20 protein-coding genes are annotated in these 22,459 nt (G+C 65.0%); 16 read left to right on the top strand and 4 right to left on the bottom strand.

All coding sequences use genetic code 11. The annotated features are described in order from the left end of the window. The first annotated feature begins 23 nt into the window (after positions 1 to 23). On the top strand, positions 24 to 551 hold the full coding sequence (locus GNZ21_RS00310) for a GtrA family protein (protein WP_188503745.1): 528 nt from the start codon (positions 24 to 26) through the stop codon (positions 549 to 551). On the opposite strand, the gene GNZ21_RS00305 is transcribed toward GNZ21_RS00310, so the two are convergent. After that, positions 548 to 1,294 (bottom strand): TIGR03089 family protein, encoded by a 747-nt coding sequence (locus GNZ21_RS00305; RefSeq protein ID WP_157320257.1) that lies wholly within the window; start codon positions 1,292 to 1,294, stop codon positions 548 to 550. The two genes, GNZ21_RS00310 and GNZ21_RS00305, sit on opposite strands and share 4 nt — an antisense overlap. 188 nt (positions 1,295 to 1,482) lie before the next feature. Between GNZ21_RS00305 and GNZ21_RS16040 the strand changes: the two genes are divergently transcribed. The 6 genes from GNZ21_RS16040 to ahcY all read left to right on the top strand — a co-directional run bounded on the left by GNZ21_RS16040 (position 1,483) and on the right by ahcY (position 9,612). Next, a complete protein-coding gene (locus GNZ21_RS16040) occupies positions 1,483 to 2,031 on the top strand; it encodes a WhiB family transcriptional regulator (RefSeq protein WP_157320256.1) in 549 nt (182 codons plus the stop codon). A gap of 32 nt (positions 2,032 to 2,063) precedes the next feature. Further along, positions 2,064 to 5,660 (top strand): glycosyltransferase family 2 protein, encoded by a 3,597-nt coding sequence (locus GNZ21_RS00295; RefSeq protein ID WP_157320254.1) that lies wholly within the window; start codon positions 2,064 to 2,066, stop codon positions 5,658 to 5,660. Then, complete coding sequence (locus GNZ21_RS00290) at positions 5,657 to 7,480, top strand: DUF5719 family protein (RefSeq protein WP_157320252.1); 1,824 nt, start codon at positions 5,657 to 5,659, stop codon at positions 7,478 to 7,480. Before GNZ21_RS00295 ends, GNZ21_RS00290 begins: the two co-directional genes overlap by 4 nt. A gap of 54 nt (positions 7,481 to 7,534) precedes the next feature. Next, positions 7,535 to 7,900 carry a DUF3499 domain-containing protein gene (locus GNZ21_RS00285; RefSeq protein WP_188503744.1) on the top strand — a complete coding sequence of 122 codons (366 nt, stop codon included), beginning with the start codon at positions 7,535 to 7,537 and terminating at the stop codon, positions 7,898 to 7,900. 66 nt (positions 7,901 to 7,966) lie between these two features. Further along, entirely contained in the window at positions 7,967 to 8,134 is a 168-nt protein-coding gene (locus GNZ21_RS00280) for a Trm112 family protein (RefSeq protein WP_157320250.1), read from the top strand. Further along, positions 8,131 to 9,612 (top strand): adenosylhomocysteinase, encoded by a 1,482-nt coding sequence (gene ahcY, locus GNZ21_RS00275; RefSeq protein WP_157320248.1) that lies wholly within the window; start codon positions 8,131 to 8,133, stop codon positions 9,610 to 9,612. The genes GNZ21_RS00280 and ahcY overlap by 4 nt, the downstream gene beginning before the upstream one ends. Positions 9,613 to 9,958: 346 nt before the next feature. Here the strand turns inward: ahcY and GNZ21_RS00270 are convergent, their stop codons facing one another. Continuing rightward, positions 9,959 to 10,774 (bottom strand): RDD family protein, encoded by an 816-nt coding sequence (locus tag GNZ21_RS00270; RefSeq protein ID WP_157320246.1) that lies wholly within the window; start codon positions 10,772 to 10,774, stop codon positions 9,959 to 9,961. A gap of 138 nt (positions 10,775 to 10,912) precedes the next feature. On the opposite strand from GNZ21_RS00270, the gene GNZ21_RS00265 reads away from it, so the two are divergent. The 4 genes from GNZ21_RS00265 (at position 10,913) to GNZ21_RS00250 (ending at position 14,668) form a co-directional block, all read left to right on the top strand. Then, entirely contained in the window at positions 10,913 to 11,902 is a 990-nt protein-coding gene (locus GNZ21_RS00265) for a stage II sporulation protein M (protein ID WP_188503743.1), read from the top strand. 110 nt (positions 11,903 to 12,012) lie between these two features. Then, the gene (locus GNZ21_RS00260) at positions 12,013 to 13,365 is read left to right on the top strand and encodes a TIGR01906 family membrane protein (RefSeq protein WP_157320245.1); all 1,353 of its coding nucleotides are present in this window, start codon (positions 12,013 to 12,015) and stop codon (positions 13,363 to 13,365) included. A gap of 182 nt (positions 13,366 to 13,547) precedes the next feature. Further along, on the top strand, positions 13,548 to 13,901 hold the full coding sequence (locus GNZ21_RS00255) for a PadR family transcriptional regulator (protein ID WP_157320244.1): 354 nt from the start codon (positions 13,548 to 13,550) through the stop codon (positions 13,899 to 13,901). Then, the gene (locus GNZ21_RS00250) at positions 13,898 to 14,668 is read left to right on the top strand and encodes a hypothetical protein (protein ID WP_157320243.1); all 771 of its coding nucleotides are present in this window, start codon (positions 13,898 to 13,900) and stop codon (positions 14,666 to 14,668) included. The genes GNZ21_RS00255 and GNZ21_RS00250 overlap by 4 nt, the downstream gene beginning before the upstream one ends. Positions 14,669 to 14,711: 43 nt before the next feature. Here GNZ21_RS00250 and GNZ21_RS00245 read toward each other — a convergent pair whose 3' ends face one another. Continuing rightward, positions 14,712 to 15,356 carry a VOC family protein gene (locus GNZ21_RS00245; protein ID WP_157320242.1) on the bottom strand — a complete coding sequence of 215 codons (645 nt, stop codon included), beginning with the start codon at positions 15,354 to 15,356 and terminating at the stop codon, positions 14,712 to 14,714. Between the two features lie 102 nt (positions 15,357 to 15,458). Here GNZ21_RS00245 and GNZ21_RS00240 point away from each other — a divergent pair, with 102 nt between their 5' ends. From GNZ21_RS00240 to GNZ21_RS00230, 3 genes are read left to right on the top strand one after another with little or no spacing between them, the layout of a single operon-like run. After that, positions 15,459 to 16,292 (top strand): SURF1 family protein, encoded by an 834-nt coding sequence (locus GNZ21_RS00240; RefSeq protein ID WP_157320241.1) that lies wholly within the window; start codon positions 15,459 to 15,461, stop codon positions 16,290 to 16,292. Next, on the top strand, positions 16,289 to 16,930 hold the full coding sequence (locus GNZ21_RS00235) for a DUF3817 domain-containing protein (RefSeq protein WP_229659555.1): 642 nt from the start codon (positions 16,289 to 16,291) through the stop codon (positions 16,928 to 16,930). Before GNZ21_RS00240 ends, GNZ21_RS00235 begins: the two co-directional genes overlap by 4 nt. 41 nt (positions 16,931 to 16,971) lie before the next feature. Beyond that, positions 16,972 to 17,991: a LacI family DNA-binding transcriptional regulator gene (locus GNZ21_RS00230; protein WP_157320240.1), complete on the top strand. Its 1,020-nt coding sequence runs from the start codon at positions 16,972 to 16,974 to the stop codon at positions 17,989 to 17,991. Position 17,992: 1 nt separating this feature from the next. Here GNZ21_RS00230 and GNZ21_RS00225 read toward each other — a convergent pair whose 3' ends face one another. After that, positions 17,993 to 18,958, bottom strand: a complete 966-nt coding sequence (locus tag GNZ21_RS00225) for a glycoside hydrolase family 43 protein (protein ID WP_157320239.1) — start codon at positions 18,956 to 18,958, stop codon at positions 17,993 to 17,995. Between the two features lie 113 nt (positions 18,959 to 19,071). Here GNZ21_RS00225 and GNZ21_RS00220 point away from each other — a divergent pair, with 113 nt between their 5' ends. Continuing rightward, entirely contained in the window at positions 19,072 to 20,757 is a 1,686-nt protein-coding gene (locus GNZ21_RS00220; protein ID WP_229659554.1) for an ABC transporter substrate-binding protein, read from the top strand. Then, positions 20,750 to 22,399, top strand: coding sequence for an ABC transporter substrate-binding protein (locus GNZ21_RS00215; protein WP_229659553.1), 1,650 nt, complete (start codon positions 20,750 to 20,752; stop codon positions 22,397 to 22,399). Before GNZ21_RS00220 ends, GNZ21_RS00215 begins: the two co-directional genes overlap by 8 nt. Positions 22,400 to 22,459 lie beyond the last annotated feature (60 nt).

Below are 22,459 nucleotides of genomic sequence, written 5' to 3'. Positions count from 1 at the left end.
ACTGCTGCTGGTAGCATCACCCGGTGATTAAATCCTTATGGGGCCGAGCAGTGGGACTTTTCCTCCTGCTCTGGCGTGAGCTCGCCAAGTTCGGCACCGTGGGCGCGGTGGCCTTTGTCATCGACTCTGCGGTATTCCTCTGGCTGATCACCGGCCCCATGGATGACTCCCATGTGAAGTCCAAAGCCATCGCGGTGGCCGTGGCCACGATCTTCTCCTGGGTAGGCAACCGCTACTGGACCTTCCGGCACCAGCGCACCCGCACCCGGATGCGCGAACTGATGATGTTCATCCTGATGAATATGATCGGCCTGCTCATCATGTCTGGCTGCGTGGCCTTCAGCTACTACATCCTGGGCCTAACCAGTGAGCTGGCCTCCTTCATCTCCGGGTCCATCATCGGGATGGGGCTGGCCATGGTCTTCCGGTTCGTGGCCTACAAGCTGTGGGTCTTCACCGGCACCGGAGACGCCGAAACCGCAAAGGCAGCCGCCCATGCCACGCTCTACACCGATGAGTTCCCGGCAGCGCAGCGCAAAGATAACTCTTAGTCGGTTTCATCAGGCGTGGTGCCCGCGCCGCCGGGACCACCGCTGAGACCCTCATTGCGGCGCATCTGCTGCCACACCTCACCGCCGGGCTCTGCGTCAAAGAGTACGACGACGCCGCCGGCAGCCCAGGTGCCCAGCATCTGCGGGACACTGTGTGCCTGCCAGTCGGTGACCAGCAGCGGCCCGGCTGCCGCCGCTTCCTGCTCCGGCATAGGGGGCAGCGGCACTGTAGGAAGCGGCACCATCAGCTGATCAGGCTGCTGGCGCACCTCTGCCGAGACATCCACCACCCAGGCAGGCAGCGGATCCCCTCCGGCCTCCGCGAAGGAGCTGTCCAGCATTCCGTGGCTGACCGCTGCCAGCTCAGCCTGACCCAGGGCCGTTCCGGTCACCCACCCCCCGGGGCGGTCGGTGATCACCAGCGCCGGCTCCTCCTCACCGGCGGGTCCCAGAGTCAGCTCAGCACCCATCGCCCCTACTGCCAGGGCAGCAGCAGCGGCCTTCCAATGCACCGCCATGTCCAGCACCACTGGGTCGCCAGGGGAGAGGCCCGGCTCCTCCGAGAACAGCCCGATGAGTTTAGTTGCCCAGTTGGCCAGGACTCGCCCTGAGAGCTCCACCCGAGAGCCTTCAGCAGCGTAGTGGACAACGGCGGGCTGGGGCCGGGAAGCCAGGAACTTGAGCAGCTGCGTAAACTCTCCGGGAACTTCTCCTGACGGGTTTCCCAAGGTCAGCGGGCACATAAGCGAGGTCCTTCCCTAAAAGGTGATGGTCACGGCGTCGTTCCCCGCGATATCCCGTCCCGGGGCCCCTAGCGGCGACTCGCCGGGAGCACTTGACGAATGTTTACTCACACCAGTGTAATTAGGGGCAGACATTGACCGTGACCAACTGAAGGAAGCGCTAACCGGCGCCAGGGGAGGCCCACAGTATGGGGAAGGCACAGCGACTGAGTGACATCAGTCCCGAACCGGAGCAGGCGCCAGTCCGCAGCAGCGCGCTCAACGTGCCCAACGACTGGTTCGTGGACCCGGCCGACCCCAGTGCCGCCGAGAGGCTGGAGCACGGCACCGCATTGGAGGACCAGGCCACCGCGTTCCTGGCCGCCGCTGAGGAGGCCGAGGCCAGGAGCCAGGGCACAGTCACCGCGCTGAGTGAGGCGCCTTCCCGCCGCACTCAGCCGGAACCGGCTCAGCAGGAGGATTCTGATTCGGTATGGCTGGGGATCCCCACCCTGATCCCGGCCGAACAGGTCGAAGGTGAGCTGGCTTGGCAGGTGGACGCCCTCTGCGCTCAGACTGATCCGGAGGCGTTCTTCCCGGAGAAGGGCGGCTCCACCCGCGATGCCAAAAAGGTCTGCGGGGCCTGCACTGTGAAGCAGGAATGCTTGGACTACGCATTGTCCAATGACGAGCGCTTCGGCATCTGGGGCGGACTCTCCGAGCGGGAGCGCAGAAAGCTCAAGAAGCGGGCCCGATAGGTGACCGACACCCCATATGAGGGAGCCGGCCGGTGAGCACTCCGGGGGCTCAGCTCCATATCGCCGCTGTCGTGCTGCACGACGGCGGCGGTTTTGCGTCCCCGCAGTGGGACACTCACGGCCGTGCGCTGAACCTGGCCGCAGGCCTGGAATGGCAGACTCGTCAGCCGGACAGCATCATCACACTCGGGGCGGGCAGCTATGCCGGCCCTCAGGACCTCTCACGCTCGCTGCGCTCGAGGCTGCTGGAGGACCGGCGCGCAGCGAAGAAGACCCTCACCACCGGTCCCGGCGGGGTGAATGTCACCTCACTCTGGCGCGGATTGGAACGGCAGCTGGGGGACGGATTCTCCGCCAAGTACCAATGGCTGTGGATACTGCCCGCCGATGCCGTCCCCGAACCGGAGGCTTTGGAGCACCTGGAGGAGCGGCTGTTCACCGTCAAGGATGAGGACACTCACCAGGACGTTGAAGTAGTCGGTGCCAAGCAGTGGATCGCCGGCATCGAGGAGCCCCGGCTGCTCAACGCCGGGCTCTGGACGGCCCGCTCCGGGGAAGTGGTCACGCTCACTGAACCCAAGGAGTTCGACCAGGGACAGTACGACGGGCGTGACGAGGTGCCCGCAGTCTCGGCCCACGGGATGCTGGTCCGGGCCAGCCTGTTCGGAGATCTGGGCGGGTTCAGCCCCGCGCTGGAACCCGACTACGCCGCCGCCGAGTTCTGCGCCCGCGCCCGCGAGGTGGGCGCCCGCACCGTGCTGGAGCCCACTGCCGCAGTGCGCAGGGTGGAACCGGCCCAGCGAGAGATGGTCCACCGGCTCGCCGGTGCTCTGCTGCTGCCCGAGGACCACCGGCGCAGCCAGATCCGCACCAGGCTGACCCAGGCACCGTGGCCGGCAGTGGTTCCGCTCTGGGTCCTGATGTGGGTGGCCGCCCTGCTGCGCACCGTGGCGCTGTTCGCCTGCAAAGCCCCGGACGCCGGATTGGCGCAGCTGCGCCATGCCGCCGCGGGGCTGTCCAATATTGCCGCCATCGCCCATCTGCGCCGCCACCGGCGGGAGGGCCGCGCCGCTGCCCTGTCCAGATCTCAGCGCGCCGGAGACAGCGCCAAGGAGACTCTGGCCGCTGGACGCCGGGCAGTGCGGGAGAACCTGCTGAGCGGGAGCCAGCTGCGCGAGCAGCGCCGGCGGGACACCACCGCCGAGACCGTGGGGATGCCCGGTGAGCGTGCTGCGGATGAGGCCGGAGAACTGCCCGATCTGGGTTCTCGGGACGGCGAGTTCGACCAAATGCCAGTCCGCCGCTCCGAGGACAGACTGGGCCTGTTCCTGCTGCTGGTGGCGCTGACAGGGGTCTCGCTGGTGGGCTTCCGGCAGCTGCTCACCGCCCCGGCCCTGGCCGGCGGGGCTTCGTTGCCGGTCTCCGGCTCAGTGGCAGAGGTATGGCAGCACACCGTCTCCTTCCTGGTCACTGACTCGCTGGGGGAGCGGGCAGCGGCCGACCCATTCAACCTGGTGCTGCTGATCCTCTCCGCGCTCAGCTTCGGCCATGCCTCAGCCGTGCTGTTGTGGGTGGTGGTGCTGGCCGCCCCGCTGAGCGCACTCACCGCCTGGTGGGCGGCCGGCCTCTGGAGCCCCAAGACCTTCCACCGGCTCATCGCAGCCCTGATCTGGGCGCTGCTGCCGGCCTTGCACAGTGCGGCGGGCCAGGGGCGGATCGGCGCGGTGATCGCTCATATCCTGCTGCCGGTCCTCGTGCTGACCACAGTGCGGGCAGTCCGCGCTCATGGCCGGCACCAGGTCACAGCAGGACGGGTGGCCGCGCTGCGGCTCACCGCCGGCTGGGAGACCGCCGCAGGGGCCGCGCTGCTGCTTGCCGTAGTCACTGCTGCAGCCCCGGTGCTGCTGGTCCCTGCCGTACTCAGCTGCGTCATCGCCGCCCTGGTGCTCCGCAGAGCCGGAAAGGTGCTTTGGCTGCTGCCCATCCCCGCCCTGGCGATCTTCGCCCCTATGCTCATCTCAGCCCTGGACCGCGGGGCCAATCTGGCCGCTGTGCTGGTCTCCGAACCCGGCAGATCGCTCAGCGTGACCGAGGCCGGAGCCTCCGCGCCCCTCTGGCAGCAGCTGCTGGGGTTCTCCCAGGCCTTTGACCCCACAGGCGGTCTCCCCGGGACCACCAACTCAGAGTCCGCGGCATGGCTGCCCTCCGTGCTGGCCGAGAGCTTCTGGGCCCTGCGGGTTGCGCTGCTCACCGGTGCGCCCCTGCTGGTCATCGCCGTGCTCGCTCTGCTGGCAGTGGGCCGGCGCGCCGTGGTGCTCAGCTGCGGACTGATCGGACTGGGCACTCTGGGCTATTCCGCCTTGGTCAGCCGGCTGGCGGCCGGATCCGCCGGCTCAGAGGTGGTGGGCACACATATTGGCCCTCTGGTCTCAGTGCTGGCGCTGTGCCTGATCGCAGCAGCGGTCAGCGGCCTGTCCAGCTCACAGGCTGCCGGATCAGCTCTGGGCGGGGTCTTCTCCCCAGTGGCCTCCACTCTGTTGGTGCTGGCCGTTTTTACCGCTGGAGTGTTTTGGGCAGCGCCCCGGATGATGCCCGGTGCAGGACTGGATGGGATGACCATCAGCACTGTCAACACCGAACGCGTGCTTATCCAGCCCGGCACAGTGCGGACTCTGCCGGCCACTGCCGCCGATCTCGGCACCGGCCCGGCCGCCGCCCGCACCCTGGTGCTTTCCTCCTCAGCACAGGGCGTCAGCGCCGAGATCCGGGCCCGGCACGGCAGCACGCTGGACAGCCGCCGTACGGCCGCTGTGGCCCAGGACCTCCCGCTCTGGGCCACCCCGGAGGCGCCGGCCAGCTGGCTGGGTATGACCGGGCCTGGAACAGATCCCCTTCCCGCAGAGGAGCTCAGCGCCTCCCAGCAGCGGCTGGGCGAACTGGTGGCCGGCGTCGTCGCCCCTGGTTCAGAGCATGTCTCAGACCTGGCCGCGGAACTGGGCATCGGTTATGTGCTGGTCACCCAGGGCACCGCACTGCGGGAGGCCGCGGACACTGCTGGCGGGCTCATCTCGGTGGGAGACACCGAATTCGGCTCGCTCTGGCGGGTGGACACCGCTGAGGAGGAGCTGCCTGCTGCTGGCGGCATCTCAGGGACCACCACCGCCTGGGCACGGATTGTCACCGCGGAGGGAGATCCGGTGGCCCTGCTGCCCAGCAGCCACCACCGCATCGATCTGGACCTCAGTCAGCTGCGGGACCGCAGCGGCGAACCCCTGCAGCTGGAGCCCGGCACGGACTACTACGTGGAGCTCGCCACCGAGCGCGCTGTGGGCTGGGATGCCGAGCTGGATGGTCAGAGCCTGCGCCGGGTCACCCCCACCAGCCTGCAGATTGAGCCCGAGGAGATGGACTGGACCCGCCAGTTCCACCTACCGGAGAGCTTCGCCGAGCAGCCGCAGGGCCAGCTGACGCTCAGCCACAGCTCTCAGCTCCAGTACCCCATCCTGTTCTTAACCGGCCTGTTGGTGCTGATCTTCCTGCTGGTCGCCGTGCCCCTGCCGCGCAGCTGGCGGATTCTGCCGGTCATCCCGGACCAGCAGCTGACCCAGGCCACGGAGGTGAGACGGTGAGCTCTGTCAACAGGTACATCCGGGCTCAGCGGCGGGCCCGCCGCAAAGCGCAGAAAGCCCAGGAGCGGGCCGCCGCACAGCAGGTCCGGCAAGCTGAGGCGGCAGAGCAGGGCGCTGCAGCGCCGGGCGGCCATGAGGCCGAGAGCACCGACCGCCCGGGCCCTGCCAGTCCCACCCGTACTGTGCCAGTCCTGGTGGGGCTCGGCCTGATCGCCGCAGGTGCCGGCTCCGCCTGGCTGCACGTCAGCGATCCGGACCCCGAACCTGTCCTGCTGCAGCAGCCGGCCTATGCCGTGCCGGCTCCCGCCGTCACCGAGCGGCTGGTCTGCCCCCCGGTGCCCGGACAGCCCGACTCGATCTCGGACCAGGGCCTGCTCGACTACGCCGAGCGGGACAGTTCCGCATCGGCGCTGCGCAGCGCAGCTGTCTTCGCTGCGGCCGATGGCCGGCTGCCCCGCGCCGACTGGCTGCCGCTGGGCCAGGACGGCAGGGGTGAGCCTCTGCAGCTCATCGCTGCTGATGAGTCCGGTGAGTCTGCCGGCGGCGGACTGGCTGAACGGCATCTGGTCACCGGAATCCAGCAGGAGGGCCTCAGCCCTTCGCTGCTGGAGATCCAGCCCCTGGCAGGGCTGAGTCCGTCACGTTCCCCTGCCGCTGCCGCCGGGTTCACCTACTATGCCGAGGACGGGGCAGTCGCCGGCCTAGCAACTGCCGGCTGCACTGCACCAGAGCGCAGCCAGTGGTTCCTGGGCCCGGAGACCGGCACCGGCTCGGCCTCCCTGCTGACCCTGGCCAACCCGCACAACCGGGATGCCACCGTGGAGGTCACCACCTACAGCGAAGAGGGTGAGACCGGAGCGCTGGGCGCTACCACCCTGCTGGTCCCGGAGAACACCGTGCGCACCGTGAACCTGGCCGGACTCAGCGACGGCGAGGCACAGCTGGCCGTACATGTGCAGGCCAGCGGCGCTCCAGTCACGGCCCATCTGCAGTCAGCCGCCAGCGCCGCAGGCAGTGGTCTGGGAGTTGAGCAGCTGAGTCCGCAGCCGGGACTGCGCCAGGAGCACTATGGCGTGGGATTCCCCGCCGGAGCTGACCAGAACCCTCAAATCTGGTTCTACGCACCCGGCCCGGAGCCGGTCACCGTGGAGATGCAGGTCTTCAGCACCGAGGGGCAGGTGGTGACTGACACGCCCGGGGTCTTCAGCCTAGAGGCCGGGAGAGTCTCAGTTGTGGGGTTGTCCGGACTGGAGCCGGGAACCTACGACGTCGCCCTCACCACCGATCAGCCCACTCTGGCCGCAGTGCGCAGCGCCGGTACCGGGGAGCAGGTCACCATAGAGGTGGAGCTGGAGCCGGAGACCGATCCCTGGACTGGCGAGCAGCTGGAGCCTGAGACCCAGGAGCAGGAGGTCGACCCGGCACCGGACTTCAGCTGGGCCGCCGCAGCTGAGCCGCTCAGCGCCGGCTCCGGGGCACTGCTGCCGGAGGACTTCAGCACCGATCTGCGCTTCTTCGCCCCGCCCGGACAGGAGGGTGCAGAGGTCACCTACCGGCTCTTCGACAGCAGCGGCGCCAGCTCCGAGGATCTGGTGACCCAGACCGAGGGCGGAGCCTCGGCCGAGGTGCCCTACCAGGAACTGCTGGACCGTGCCGAGGCTGCTGGCCTGGAGGATGTCTACGCAGTGCTGGTGGTGCAGGCTGATGGGGAGGCCTACGGCAGCACCCTCAGCACTGATGAGGAGGGGCGTTTCAGCCTCGGTACCCTGGACCCGATCACCCCGATCAGCCAACACGTCCCGTTCAGACTCGATCCCTGACCCGGAGCTCAAAATCCCAGGAATCTGAGTGAAGGCTGGGTAGGCTCAACTCCCGTGGACTCCAAACGCCGTTGCACCAAAGCAAGCTGTGAAGCGTCGGCCGTAGCCACGCTGACCTACTCCTATGCCGATTCCACAGTGGTGGTCGGGCCGATCAGCGTCTACGCCGAGCCGCACAGCTACGACCTCTGTACCGCGCATGCCGATGCCGTGAGCGCACCGCGTGGCTGGGAGGTGCTCCGCCTGGACTATGCCAGCCCGCAGAATGACGATGGCGACCTGCTGGCCCTGGCCGAGGCGGTCCGTGAACCCCGGCAGCCGGCAGTGACCCCAGCGGCCCGGCAGGCACCGGCCCCCTTGGCCGCCCCGGAAGCAGGGGCCGGCATCAGCCGCGGTCATCTCCGGCTCATTCGGGAATGAGGTGCCGATCCCGGTCCAGTGCCGGCGGCGGCGTCGTCCCTGAGCTCACCAGGTAGTCTGGAACCCATGCCCGATACCCCAGTGATCGACCCCGCCGTACTGGAAATCCTGCGCTGCCCGGCCACCGGCAGCCGATTGCGCCAGCAGGGCGATGAGCTGGTAGCCCTCACCGATGACACCCGCCGCTACCGGATCCAGGGCGGGGTCCCCAGACTTCTCAAGGACACTGAATGAGCTTCGATTACAAGATTGCTGATATCTCCCTGCATGAAGCCGGCCGCCACCAGATCCGGTTGGCTGAGCACGAGATGCCCGGGCTGATGAGTCTGCGCAGGGAATACGCTGACGCCCAGCCGCTGGCCGGAGCCCGGATCGCCGGTTCGCTGCATATGACCGTGCAGACCGCGGTGCTCATAGAGACCCTGGTGGCTCTGGGTGCTCAGGTGCGCTGGGCCAGCTGCAATATCTTCTCCACCCAGGACGAGGCCGCCGCCGCAGTGGTGGTAGGCCCCCACGGCACGCCAGAGAACCCACAGGGTGTGCCGGTCTTTGCCTGGAAGAACGAGACTCTCGAGGACTACTGGTGGACCGCTACGCAGATCTTCGCCTGGCCCGGTGTGGACCGGGACCCTGCCCAGGGAGCCAATATGATCCTCGACGATGGCGGCGACGCCACACTGCTGGTGCATAAGGGTGCGGAGTTTGAGGCCGTAGGGGCAGTGCCCTCAGCCACCGCTGATGATCCTCATGAATACACCATCATCCTCCAGACGCTGCGGGACTCGCTGGCCGAGAACCCCCGGCGCTGGACCGGGATCGCCGAACAGATCGCAGGAGTCACCGAGGAGACGACCACCGGGGTCAACCGGCTCTACCAGCTGGCCCGAGAGGGTGAGCTGCTGTTCCCGGCGATCAACGTCAACGATTCGGTGACCAAGTCCAAATTCGATAACAAATACGGCATCCGGCACTCCCTGCCCGATGGCATCATGCGCGCCACTGATGTGCTGATCGCCGGCAAGACCGCGGTGGTCTGCGGGTACGGAGACGTGGGCAAGGGCTCAGCTGAGGCGCTGCGCGGACAGGGTGCCCGGGTGGTGGTCACCGAGATCGACCCGATCAACGCCCTGCAGGCGGCGATGGACGGCTATCAGGTGGCTCGGCTCGAGGATGTGCTGGAGTCCGGGGACATCTTCATCACCACCACCGGCGGCAAGGACATCATCACTGCGGAGCAGATGCAGCGGATGAAGGACAAGGCCATTGTGGGCAATGTGGGTCATTTCGACAACGAGATCGATATCGCCGGTTTGGAGCGGATACCGGGCATCCAGAATGTGGAGATCAAACCCCAGGTCCACGAATGGGTGTTCCCAGACACCGGGGGGCGCTCCATCATTGTGCTCTCCGAGGGGCGTCTGCTCAATCTCGGCAACGCCACCGGCCATCCCAGCTTTGTGATGTCCTCCAGCTTCACCAACCAGGTCATGGCGCAGATTGAACTGTTCGCCAAATCGCATAAGTCTGGCTACCAGGGCCCCGATGCCTACCAGACTGAGGTCTATGTGCTGCCCAAGCTGCTCGATGAGAAAGTCGCCCGGCTCCACCTGGATGCCCTGGGTGTGAAGCTCACTGAACTGACCAAGGAGCAGGCGGAGTACCTCGGGGTGGATGTCGCAGGTCCGTATAAGCCCGACCACTACAGGTACTGAGTTGGTCCCGCCGGCGCGTACACGCCGCGCTCGGCTCTCGGCCGGCTTGCGCCGGCCATCACGCCTGAAGGCTGGTGGCGTGCCTGAGGGCACGCAACCCTCAATCGCCTCGGAAGACTCCGCAAGCGGGTCTTCCCTGGGCTCAGTCGGGTCTGCGCCGGCGCGTACACGCCGCGCTCGGCTCTCGGCCGGCTTGCGCCGGCCATCCCGCCTGAAGGCTGGTGGCGTGCCTGAGGGCACGCAGCGCGAGCACTCCGCTCATAGGCTGCCGAGACCCGCTGTTTTCGGCGTATCACGCCAATTTGAGCCGGTTTAAGCGGAAAACAGCGGTGCTGATCGGGGAGTCTCAGGCGTAGGGCAGGGCGTGAATGCGTTGGTGAAGGTGCTCAGCGCGGGCCTGCTGGGCGCGCACCCGCTGATACTCTCGGTTGCGCCGCTCACCCATCACTGCGGCCAGGAACTCCAATGAGGAGGCAGTGGGCGGCATCGGTGTCACATGCCGCAGGATTTGGGCGGCGAGGCGGTCACTGATCGCGCTGACCGCCGGCAGGTCCACCTTTCGTCCGGTCTCCACGGTGCGGAGCAGCCGTGCCGCCCGTGCCGCGACCTCGTCAGGTATCTGGCCGATATCGGCGATCTGCGCCCAGGCCGCCATATGCGCAGGCACCGGCAGCATCATCGGCCGCACCCGGGGGTGTCTGACCCGGATTGCGTAAGTCCCGGCCATCACATCACCCAACCGCTTGCCCCGCTCAGTGAACATGCCGATCAGCAGCGGGAGCAGCCCCAACGTCAGATAGATCTCTGCGAACCCGGCCAGGCCCCGGATAAGACTGTGCCGGAACCTCACCGAGCCGCCGTCGTCGCGTACCACCCGCACACCGAAGATCAGTTTGCCCAGTGACCGCCCCCGGGTCAGCGTCTCAACGGTGATGGGGGCGATCACCAGCGTCGCGACCACTACAGAGAGGCTGATCGCTGCTACCGCGGCGGGACTGGGCTGCAGCTGCGTTTGGTAGCTGAACTGTCCCAGACCCATGAAGATGCCAGCCAAGGCCAGCCAGTAGATGACCAGGTCCACCAGCAGCGAGGCACCCCGGGTGATCACAGAGACTGAGGGCAGGTCGAGGGTCACTGCCTCCCCGGTGACCACATGACGCACGTTCGCTCGCCTTCCGCCTGACTACTGCCTACTGAGTCGGGTCCTCCCTGAGATGGCCCACCCGTATGCGGCGCATTCGTGTAGGTCCCGATATCAGGGCCCCGCTCGCTTTCTCCTACACCATATAGTGTGGAGCCCGTGGACATCGATGCCTTTATCGCGGTGCACCAACCGCAATGGGACCGCCTCGACCGGCTGGCCTCCAGGCGCCGGCTCTCTGCGGCAGAGGCCGATGAGATGCTCGTGCTCTACCAACGGGCTTCGACCCACCTGTCGATGATCCAAGCGGTGGAGCCTGATTCCCCAGTGGCCGCCCAGCTCTCTGCGCGGATCGGCCGGGCTCGGGCGCATCTGACCGGGACAGGTGAGAATGCCTTCACAGCAACTGCATACTTCTTCACCCAGGCTCTCCCGGTAGCCTTCTACCGGCTGCGCTGGCTGACTGTGTTCATCGCAGCGGCATTCATCGGGCTGGCCGCGGCCACCGGGTACTGGATCCACCACCATCCGCAGATCGACCTGATCATGCCTGAGGCGGCTCGGGAGCAGTACGCCCAGGAGGACTTCGTCAACTACTACTCTGAGCACCCCAGTTCCGCATTCGCCTCTCAGGTGTGGACCAATAACGCCTGGATCGCAGCTCAGTGCGTGGCCTTCGGGGTCACTGGCATCTGGCCGATTGCGATTCTGGGGCTCAACGCGGTCAACTTGGGCGTAGCGGCGGGAGTGATGTACGAACAGGACGCCGCGGCCTCGTTCTGGCTCAATATCCTGCCGCACGGCCTGATGGAGATGACAGCGGTTTTCGTCGCCGCTGCAGCGGGCCTGCGCATCTTCTGGTCCTGGGTGGCTCCCGGGCAGAAGCGGCGGCTGACCTCGGTAGCGGAGGAGGCCCGGCGCTTGATCACTGTGGCATTGGGCCTCTGCCTGGTCCTGCTGATATCGGGCATCGTGGAAGGCTTTGTCACCCCCGCCCCCTGGCCGGACTGGCTGCGGATCGGCATCGGCGCGCTGGTGCTGGCCGCCTATTGGGCCTACGCCTTGGTGCTGGGCCGGCGCGCCCACCAGGCAGGAGTGAGCGGGGATCTGGGTCGCTATGACTCCGGCAATCATGAACTGACGGCCTGATCCCCCTGCCCTGGGGCCGATTCCGCAACTTGCCGGGCGCGTTCCGGGCCTGATGCCGTTCCGGGCTCTACTGTTGATTCTGGCCAGTAATGCGTGTCGAGAGGCGAATCATGAGCCAGAATCCTGAGGACAACCGCCAGAGTGCGGCGGAGGAGAAGGAGTTCGAGTCCGGCCTGGACTACGGAGCCTTCGTCTCCGATGAACCTGACTTCCCCGAGGACCACCTTGCCGAGGATCAGGCAGCGGACGCCCGGCTGAGCCGGGAGGAGGCCCGCGCAGGCGAGGAATCTCCCGAGGCGCGTGAGGGGCGTGAGCGCAGCAACGACGCCGCCCCCGCCGGCTCTGTCCCCGAGACTGCCGACGATGCGCCCACCGCCATCGTTCCACCGGTCAGCAGCCCCCCGGCGAGCAGCCCGGAGAACACAGCAGGCCGGAGAAGCAGGAGCCCAGAGCCTGTCTCCTCTGCCGATGAGCAGCAGACCACAGCGCTGCCGATGCGTGATGAGCAGAGCACCACGGCGCTGCCGCGAGAGCGGCAAACCGGAGCTGCCGTGCCCCCGGCTCAGAAGCCAGCCGAGGCCGCTGCTACGCCAGAACGGGCCGGGGCCCTGAACTTTGGCAGCAGCCCGGCGCCCTCGGCACCTTCGGCCCGCCACGAACGCCCGGCTGAGCTGGCTGATGACAGTGAGCTGCAGGAGCTGGTGGAGAAGGACAAGCGGGGAGTCTCTCGGTTCTTCACGGTGCTTATTGCCATCTTCACTCCGATCCTGTTCATTGTGCTGGCCATCCGTGTGATCGCCAGCCCGCTGTTCCTGTTGGCCACGTACTGGCGGCCGGGCTTCCCGGATGATCCGGGCGGCTGGGAACTGCGCGAGCGGCTGCTCTACGGCTCCTACGGCACCGATTTCCTGCTCAATGCCGCAGACTCCCGCTACCTGGCCGAGCTTGCACCGGGCGGAGAGCCGCTGTTCACTGAGGCTGAAGTCTCACATATGGCGGATGTGAAGATCCTGGTCTGGTACGCGATGATCATCGGTGTCGGTCTGCTGCTGATCACCCTGCTGCTGGCCCTGATGCTGCGCGCTTGGCGGCCCGGTGGCCTCGCCCGTGGGCTCTTTGCTGGCGCCTGGGCCACGATTGGCCTGCTGATAGCTGGTGTGGTCACTCCATTCGTGATCGGCTGGGACCGGTTCTTCACTGAGTTCCATAACCTCTTCTTCCCTCAGGGGAACTGGAGCTTCTCCTCGGAGTCGGCGTTGATCCGCCTCTACCCGGAGCAGTTCTGGATCGATGCTGGGATCTGGCTTGCCGCGCTGCTGCTCCTGCTGAGCCTGATCACCCTGCTGATCACCTGGCCCACCAAGCGCCGCCGCGAGCGCCGTGCCCAGCGGCTTGCCGAGGTCCAGGAGCGCAAGCTGGCCAAAGCCCGCGAGGAGCTGGAGGCGGAGGCCGCCAAGGGCTAGCGAGTCTGTTTCCCGGCACATCAGTGCTGGATGAGTCACGGTTCCGGTCCCGGCACCTGACCCCGTGCTATGGCTGAGGCACCCTACTCGAAAGAGCAGGGTGCCTCAGCCATTTGTGTCTGCCGTGCTGCCTGGTCCCAAGCTAGATTGCGTGGCTGACTAGATAGCTGTACTATCTAGATATGAGTTCAGAACAAGAATGGCCGGGGCAGTGGCTCCGGGGTGTCTTGGAGCTCTGCACTCTGCGCATCCTGGCCGATGGCCCAACCTATGGCTATGAGGTCTCTGCCAGGCTCGCTCTCGGAGGACTCGGTACCGTCAAAGGCGGAACGCTGTATCCGATGCTCAAACGGTTTGAGGCCTCCGGGAGGGTGGAGATCGAGTGGCGGCCGGGTGAGGGCGGCCCAGGGCGCAAGTACTACCGCCTCACCGAGGAGGGGCACCGGTCTCTCCAGGACATGAGCCGGCAGTGGCAGAGCTTCGCCCAGGTGATAGAGCAGATTCTCGAGCCAGCAGCGCATAAGGAGGAACAATGACCGGAACACCTAGCCCACGGAAGTATCGCTTCGAGCGGGAACTTGCACCCCATGTAGACCCGGTGTGGGCTCAGGAGCTCACCGTGGAGCTGCGGCTGCGCGGAGCCTCAGGAAAGTCCATCGGCGAGACGCTAGCAGAGGTGGATTCGCACTGCGCTGAGGCCGGGGAGACTGCCGCAGAGTCCTTCGGAACTCCGGCGGACTATGCCCAGCAGCTCCAGCTGCCCGAGCTCGCGCAGCGGGAGACGCCGCAACTGATGACTGTGGTGCCCATCCTGGGGCAGATCTTCGGCATGCTGCCCATCCTCTGGGCCATGCCGCCGCTGACCCAGGGCGAGGAGGTGGTCATCCGTACCGGACAGATCACCATGCTCGGCATTGTCGTGGCCGCCATTGTTCTGATGACCTGGCGCGTGTTGAGCCTCGTGCGTTTCGTGGTGCGCCGGCCTGTGCCAGCGGTGCTCTGCGGCGTAGCCCTGGTGGCACTCATGGCTTTGGCCGTGGGCCTGTTGCGTACCCCGCTGCTGGAGCTGGCACCGATCCCGCTGCTGATCTTCGGTGTGCTGATGCTGGCGATAACCACGGTATGGGGCGTTTTGCGCATGCGGAGCGCCACCCTCAGCGAGGATATGGTCGCCACACCCTTGGAGAACCGGGAGGCCGTGAACCGCCGCGCTGAGTCTGTGCGGTGGGTGGGCTATGTGCCGGTCCTGATGATGCCGGTCTACACAGCGGCTCTGGTTCTGGTGCTCTGGCTCTTCGCCTGAGGTGGGCCCGCAGCGGAAACTACGGCTTCAGACGGTGACGGCCTCAGATAGTGACTTGGCCCTTGGGGGTCCGGAAGGTGACACTCATGAGCCCGGGAGTGCCGGAGGGGGCAATCCACTCCACCTCCACGTCGTCGAAGGGGTCGGCCTCGGGTGAGCCAAGCCAGTCGGCCACCCGCTGTGGTGAGCCGGCGATGGACAGCCGCTCCAGCTTGGCCTCAGGTTCGTAGGCGCGGGAGGGATGCAGGTGCTCAGTGCCCTCATCCCAACGCAGCAGGTAGGGCACCTGGGGGTCAGCAATCAGCCCCTTGATCCCGATCTGCTGCCAGGTCAGCTCCTGGCCGTCGGGGAACTTGCGGTTGCCCGGCACGGAGCGCCGGCCCAGCCGCTGCTCAAAGGGCTCTAAGTCATCTACGGTCACACACCAACCCATCCAGCCCCCGCCGATCTGGGAACGGTTGCGCACCGCCTGGCCGAACGGGGCCTTATCGGCCGAGGGATGGTCCAGGACCTCAACAACCTCAAGGTACTGCCTTCCGGCCAGCGGAATGATGGCATTGGCGGTGCCGAAACGGGGGTGGATGCCGCCCTTGACCCGCTCCACCCCCAGAGCCTCAGTGATCCGGTTCACCGTGGCGTCCATACCATCGGGTCCTACGGCGAACGAAACGTGATCCAGTCGCATCATGCCCCTATCTTCACACTGGGAGGCAGATACCTGAAATCGAGGTCACACTTCAAATTTCTACGCCGCGTAGAACTCATACCCGGGCGCGCGTATCCTGGTATGGTGCCTCACCCGCCAAGTTTCTGGGATATCGCCCGTCAGCCCAAGTGGATCGCCATGCTGATCCTTGCGCTGGTCATGGCCACCGTATTTGTGGTGCTCTCCGCCTGGCAGTTCGGCGCCTCCCGCAGCGAGACCGTTCAGCACCAGGACACTGAGACCCCGGCGCCGCTGACTGAAATCTACGAGCCGGCACGCCCCATCACAGTTCATGAGGCAGACCGGATCGTTGACGTCACCGGCGAGTTCCTGCCAGAGACCCAGGTCTTCATCGCTGAACGTCTCCAGGAAGGGGAGAGCGGCTACTGGGCCGTGGCGGCTTTCCAGGTGGCAGACGCACCGGCTGGTGAGGTGATACCCGTGGTGCGCGGATGGGCGGAGGATTACGACGCCGTCGGCCCGCCTCCCGAGGGGCAGCTCACCCTTCAGGGCAGGCTGCTGCCCACTGAGGCTCCGGCACCGGGTCCGCGCGAACTTCCCTATCCGCTGCTGTCCACTCTGTCGGTGGCGGAGCTGATCAACCTCTGGGATGAAGACTCCTACTCCGGCTTTCTGGTGGACTTCAGCGGAGAGGCAGGGGCTTCCGGCTCGTCCTCCCTGGAGGGGGTGTGGGTGGGCACCCAGCCCGAGGGCAGCAGTATCAACTGGCTCAACTTGTTCTATGCGGTGGAGTGGGTGGTCTTCGCCGGCTTTGCCTTCTACTTCTGGTGGCGCATGGTGCGCGACGCCCAGCAGCGCCAGGCCGAGGAGGCCCGGCTGGACGCGGAGTGGGAAGAGCAATGGCGGCGTGAACAGCTGGCCAAGCAGCAGGCAGCACAGGCAGAGGAGAACGAATGAGCACAGAGCGCGAACGAACCAGTGAGACCCAAAGCGCAGCGGGCGGGCCGACGTCGGGTACCGGCTCCGAGATGGCCCGCACAGACTTTCCCGAATCTGCACGGGTCCCGAATACCGGGCGCCCAGCAGCCGCCGGGACGCAGGTTGACCTGGGGACGCCGCCGCCGCGGCCCAAGGAGACCAGGCGGTTCTACGGCACCCATGCCCAGATCCGCAGCGGGTTGACCTTCTACCGCGTGATGGCGATCATCACCGGTGTCTTCCTGCTGATCATGGTGGCCAAGATCCTGGTCTCTGGCTCCCTGTTCGGCTGGACCTTCTGGGAGGGCTACGAGCTCTATGTGGGGGGCACCACGGTAGAGGGGGACACCAACACTATTGGGTTCTACCCCGCGGACTCACTGCAGGATGCGCGATCCACATCTACGATGATCGCCCAGGCGCACGGGGTGGCCTACATCATCTACTTGGTGGCCGGGTTCCGGCTCTGGTACATGCTGCGCTGGGGCGCTGGCCGGCTGGCACTGATCATATCCGGGGGCCTGGTGCCGTTCTTCAGCTTCTTTGTGGAGCGCAGGGTCTCCCACCTGGTCCGCGCGGACCTGGCGCAGACGCCTGAGGCCGCGCCCCGGTACTGAGCGAGTCCCGGTGGGGGCTACCCCATGAGTAGGATTAACAGGTGATCTCTGAGAGACCTGTGCGGGCGCCATCGATGATTGACGTCGCCAGGCGTGCCGGTGTCTCTCATCAGACCGTTTCCAGGGCACTGAACTCACCGGAGGCGCTGCGAAGTGACACCCTGGCCAGGGTCCAGCGAGCGATGCGCGAGCTTGGTTACCGGCGTAACTCACAAGCTCGAGCGCTGAAGACTCGTCGAACCGGGCTGATCGGAGTGGTGAGCCCGGGAGATGTCTCTTTCGGGCCTAACCGGATGACCCTAGCTATCGAACAGGCTTGCCGGGAGCGGGGCTTTGCCACCGCACTGAGTGTCGTTCGCGACGCCCAACAGCAGACTGTGGAGTCGACCCTGGATTTCTTTCTCGGGTACGGGATCGAGGCGGTAGTGGTTATTGCTCCGATCCCCACCGTGGCCGATGCTGCTAAACAACTCTCCCGGAGAATGCCAGTGGTGATGGTGACCTCAGGTTTGAGCCCGGCCGAGGAGCAGAACGTGGTGGGAATCGACCAGCAGATGGGGGCCAGGCTCGCTGTCCAGCATCTGGTGGAACTTGGACACCGTCGGATCGCGCATCTCGCCGGCCCAGGGGACTGGTACGACGCTCGGGGGCGTATAGCAGGCTGGCAGGAGGTGCTCATCGAGTCGGGACTCGACCCCACCTTGCGGGTCAGTAGTCCAGGATGGGGGGCCGAGCACGGCTATCAAGCTGCTCAGCAGCTACTGGACCAGGACGCGGCGCTGGATGCGGTGTTCGTCTCCAATGACTACATGGCCCTGGGGGCCGTACGGGCGATGGAGGACGCTGGATTACGGGTGCCTGAGGATATCTCCGTGGTCGGGTTCGACGATGTGGACGCAGCGGCATACTTCGCTCCGGCACTGACCACTGTGCGGCAGCCCTTTGAGGCAGCGGGGCGGTCAGCCATTGACGTGCTTCTGAGGACTGCGGCCGGTGAGCATCCCGGGATGGACTTCATCGTGCCCGAGCTCAGGGTTCGTTCATCCACCCGGGCACGGTGAGTCACGGATAGGCGGCGCGGAGACGCTCCCATTCGCCCCGGTGGAGCGGAAGTACGGTGCCATGCTTGGTGTTTGGCGGCATACTGAAGTTCTTGACCCATTTCCATTGTCCTGAGGCAATGTCATCGCTGTAGAGCCCGACATATCCTTGTGGTGAATCGAGATACTGATCCAGGAAGAGGTACCAGCGTCTAGGATGACGATTGTCTGGAAAAGCTGCTGGTCCTTCCAACTGGCGGTATCGATCATTGCCGATATTCTGTGCGAGTCGTTCGAAGTCACCGTGAATGCTGCCGCCGACTTCATGGCAGATTCCAGGAGATCCGGTTCCGGAGGAGTCCTCCTTGAAGAACCTGTGCACGGCACCACCCGCTCTAACCGCGTACAGGTCAATCACTGAGGAGCCGGTGTCCAAGTACACCTTTGGGCTGGTGAAAGTGGTGAAGTCTGAGCTGCGGGAAGTGAGAATCCTGCTGTAGCTGGGGGCTGTGTGCCAGCGGTCTTCCTCCGCATAGAGATGCGAGGACCAGAAGAGCTCATACTGGCTGGAGCTGGGGTCATAGAGTGTTTTGAGTGCCCATGCCATACCGGCCTCAGCCGGGGCCAGCGGCTTCAGCTGCGGGGCGGACCAGTGCACCAGGTCCCTACTGCGCCACAGGAGCACAGAGCGGCTCCCGCGGCGGGTCCACTCGTCCCACATCTCTGGAGTGTGGTGCCCCTTCGCCCATACTCGCAGGTCAGTAGCGATCAGAGTGAAACCGGTGCCCTCGGCATGGCGTATCAGGTGGGGGTCTCGCACCCCAGTGGTGCCCAGCGCGGATTCCAGCACCGGCTGGCCGTTGTTGAGCCTCTCCCAGGTGGTGGGGTCGTCTCCGCAGGACAGCGAGTAGTAGATCTTCTCAGTGTGCTCGGTGCTGCTTTCCACGAAGTGGACCAGCAGGTAGCCGTGGAGGTCTGAGCGGGACATTGATCACCTTTCGAAGGGTTGCAGAATGTGAACGTTAACATTACAGTGATTTCTATCACATAGACGCAGTGGCTGCTGGGCTGTCCGCGTCGTCGCACAGAGAGGAACTGATCATGACTAGCCCGTTGATGAGAAAGGACTCCCGCTGGCTATCGGCTGCAGCCGCGCTTGGGATCAGCGCACTTGCACTGAGCGCCTGCAGCGGTTCAGCTGAGGCCGAGAACGGCATCGAGCTCGACACTGAGGACGTCGGGACAGGCGCGATGGAGAGCTTCGGTGTCGATGACGTCTTCGAGGCTACCGAACCGGTGAGCTTCTCCCTGCTTTATCGCAATAATCCCGACCACGGTCTTGATGAGGACTGGCTGTTCTTCGAACACCTTGAGGAGGAGCACAACGTTTCCCTCAACATCATCAACGCACCCTTGAGCGATTTCGAGGAGCGGCGGTCACTGATGATCGGAGCAGGGGATATGCCCGACTTCGTCCCGATCACCTATCCAGGCCAGGAAGTGCCCTACATCGCAGGCGGCGGGCTGCTGCCGGTCAGTGACTATCTGGACTATCTGCCCAACTTCACTGACAAGCTTGATCAGTGGGATCTCTGGGATGAGTTCGACCGCCTGCGCCAGGAGGACGGCAAGGTCTATATGTTGCCTGGGCTCCTGGAGGACCCCTTCCTGCAGTTCAGCATTGTCGTTCGAGGCGACATATGGGACGAGCTCGGGCTGGAGGCTCCCGCCACCTGGGACGAGCTCGCCGATCAGCTGCGTACCGTAAAGGAGGCGTATCCCGAGGTCATCCCTTACTCCGACCGCTGGGAACTGCAGAGCACACTGAATATTGCCTCTCCGAACTTCAACACGGTGGCCGGGTGGGGCTACGGCCAGGGCCTGTACTACGACCACGATGCCGAGGAGTTCATCTATGCCGGGGCATCAGACGAGTACCGCGAGATGGTCGAGTTCTTCGCGGGACTTGTCGAAGAGGGCCTGATGGACCCCGAATCGCTGACGCAGGACGACCAGCTGGCTGAGCAGAAGTTCGCCGCAGGGGAGTCCTTCGTCATCGGCGGCAACGATGAATCGACCCAGATATACCACCGCGGATTCGACGAGCTGGGAACAGAAGGAGCTGAAGCTCGGCTGATCCCCATCCCAGGGGGCCGGAACGGCGATTTTCTGCACAGCGGCTCCCGGTTCGACAGCGGGTTGATGATCTCGGCCAGTACTGCTGAGCGGGATGATTTCTTGGCGCTGTTGCAATTCATCGACTGGCTCTACTACTCCGACAACGGGCTGGAGTTCGCCACCTGGGGCGTGGAAGGAGAGACTTTCGAGCGCACCGAGGACGGCGAGATCCAGCTGGTCGACCATATCGACATCAATGAGATCAATCCGGAGGCCGACGAGCATCTGCTGCGGGACTATGGGTTCTACAACCAGCCCTTCATGCATGCTAACGGGTCACTCACTGAGTACGTGCACGCCTCCTTCCGTCCGCATGTTATCGAGTGGCAGGAGGCCATGCTCCATAAGGAGGAGCTGCCGCTGCAGCCGAATGTTCCTTTCACTGATCTAGAGCTGGAGCAGGTCTCCCTGTGGCAGAACGCACTGTCCGACACCGTCAACCAGGCCACAGCACAGTTCATCATCGGCCAACGGGACCTCGATGAATGGGATGACTACGTGGCTGAGCTTGAAGGTCAGGGCATGAACCAGATGCTGGAGGCTGCGGAAGAGGCACACCAGCGCAATCTGGAAATGCTCGAAGAGGTCGGGGAGGGTACCGGTGACTGAGCGTATGCACCTTCATTCAGCAGTTACAGCCACTGTCCTCGCCGCACTACTGCTGAGTGCCTGCGGCGGCAGCGCAGAGGAAGGTGCCGAGCTTAACGAGGATGACTACGGCTACGGGGCCATGGAGAACTTCGAAGCCGGCGATACCTTCGTGGCGACTGAACCTTTGAGCTTCTCCCTGCTCTACCGGGACCATCCCAACTATCCGCTGCAGGAGGACTGGCTGATCCTGCAGCATCTGGAGGAGGAGCATGGGGTCTCCCTGGACCCGGTCGTTGCCCCGCTGAGCGACTACGAGGACCGGCGCGGGGTGCTGATCGGCTCGGGTCAGGCCCCGGACTTCATGCCGGTGATCTGGCCTGGGCACGAGGACCCGTTCATCGCTGGCGGTTCCCTGCTGCCGGTCAGCGACTACCTGGACTACATGCCCAATTTCACCGACAAGCTGGACACATGGGACCTCTGGGAGGAGTTTGACAATCTCCGCAAGGAGGACGGGAAGGCCTACATCCTGCCCGGACTCCGTGAGGACCCCTATCACCAGTGGACCATCGCGATCCGCGCCGATATATGGCAGGAGCAGGGGCTGGAGGATCCCGAGACTTGGGACGAGTTCCGTGAGCAGCTTGAAGTGATCAGAGATGAGTACCCGGACATGATCCCGTGGTCTGATCGTTGGCAGATGAACGCAACGCTGAATCTTGTAGGGCCCAGCTTCAACACGGCAGGCGGATGGGGCTACGGCAACGGCCTCCGCTATGACCATGATGCCGAGGAATTCATATATATCGGGGCCAGCGATGAGTACCGCGAGATGCTGGAGTACTTCGCCTCCCTGGTCGAGGCTGACCTGCTGGACCCCGAGTCCCTGACCCAGGACGACGAGGTGGCCACCCAGAAGTTTGCTTCTGGCCAATCAGCTGCCATCTCCACCAACGAGGAGGAGATGCAGGGGTACTGGGAGGCCATCGGGGAGGCCGGATCCGACGCCGAGGTAAGGATGATCCCAGTTCCTGCCGGTCCGGCCGGAAACGTGGTCGAGGGCGGAGGCCGTTTCGACGTCGGATTGGTCATTTCCTCAGCCGCTGCCGACCGAGAGGACTTCCTGGCACTGCTGCAGTTCATCGACTGGCTCTACTACTCCGATTCCGGACTGGAGTTTGCCATCTGGGGTGTGGAGAGCGAGACCTATGAGGTGGGCGCCGACGGTGAGCGACAGTTGCTTGAGCACGTGGGCATTAAGGACTTCAATCCCGGTGCGGAAACGCATCTCTCCGTGGACTACGGCTTCTACAACGGAGTCTTCACGCACAACTTCGGCTCCGACACGGAGCTGTTCCTCTCCCTGATGAGCGAGGAAGTCGTGGAGCTGCAGGAGCAGATGGCCGATAAGGAGGAGCTTCCGCTGCAGCCGAATGTCCCGTTCACTGAGCTGGAGCTGGAGCAGGTTTCGCTCTGGCAGACTGCATTGACTGATTACGTCAATCAGGCCACTGCACAGTTCATCATTGGACAGCGCTCCTTCGACGACTGGGACTCCTATGTGGCTGAGCTGGAGTCTCGTGGGATGAACGAGCTGCTTGATGCTGCCGAAGAAGCCCACCAGCGGGGGCAGGAGATGCTCGAGGAGCTGGAGGAGTGACGGCGATGACTCAGACGCCTGGGCAGCAGCCCAGTCGCGGGGCCCCGCCGGCTGCGGTGT

Source organism: Nesterenkonia alkaliphila, from assembly GCF_009758175.1.
GTDB lineage: Bacteria > Actinomycetota > Actinomycetes > Actinomycetales > Micrococcaceae > Nesterenkonia > Nesterenkonia alkaliphila.
The sequence above is the reverse complement of the archived record's forward strand: the minus strand, read 5'-3'. Positions and strand labels throughout refer to the sequence as shown.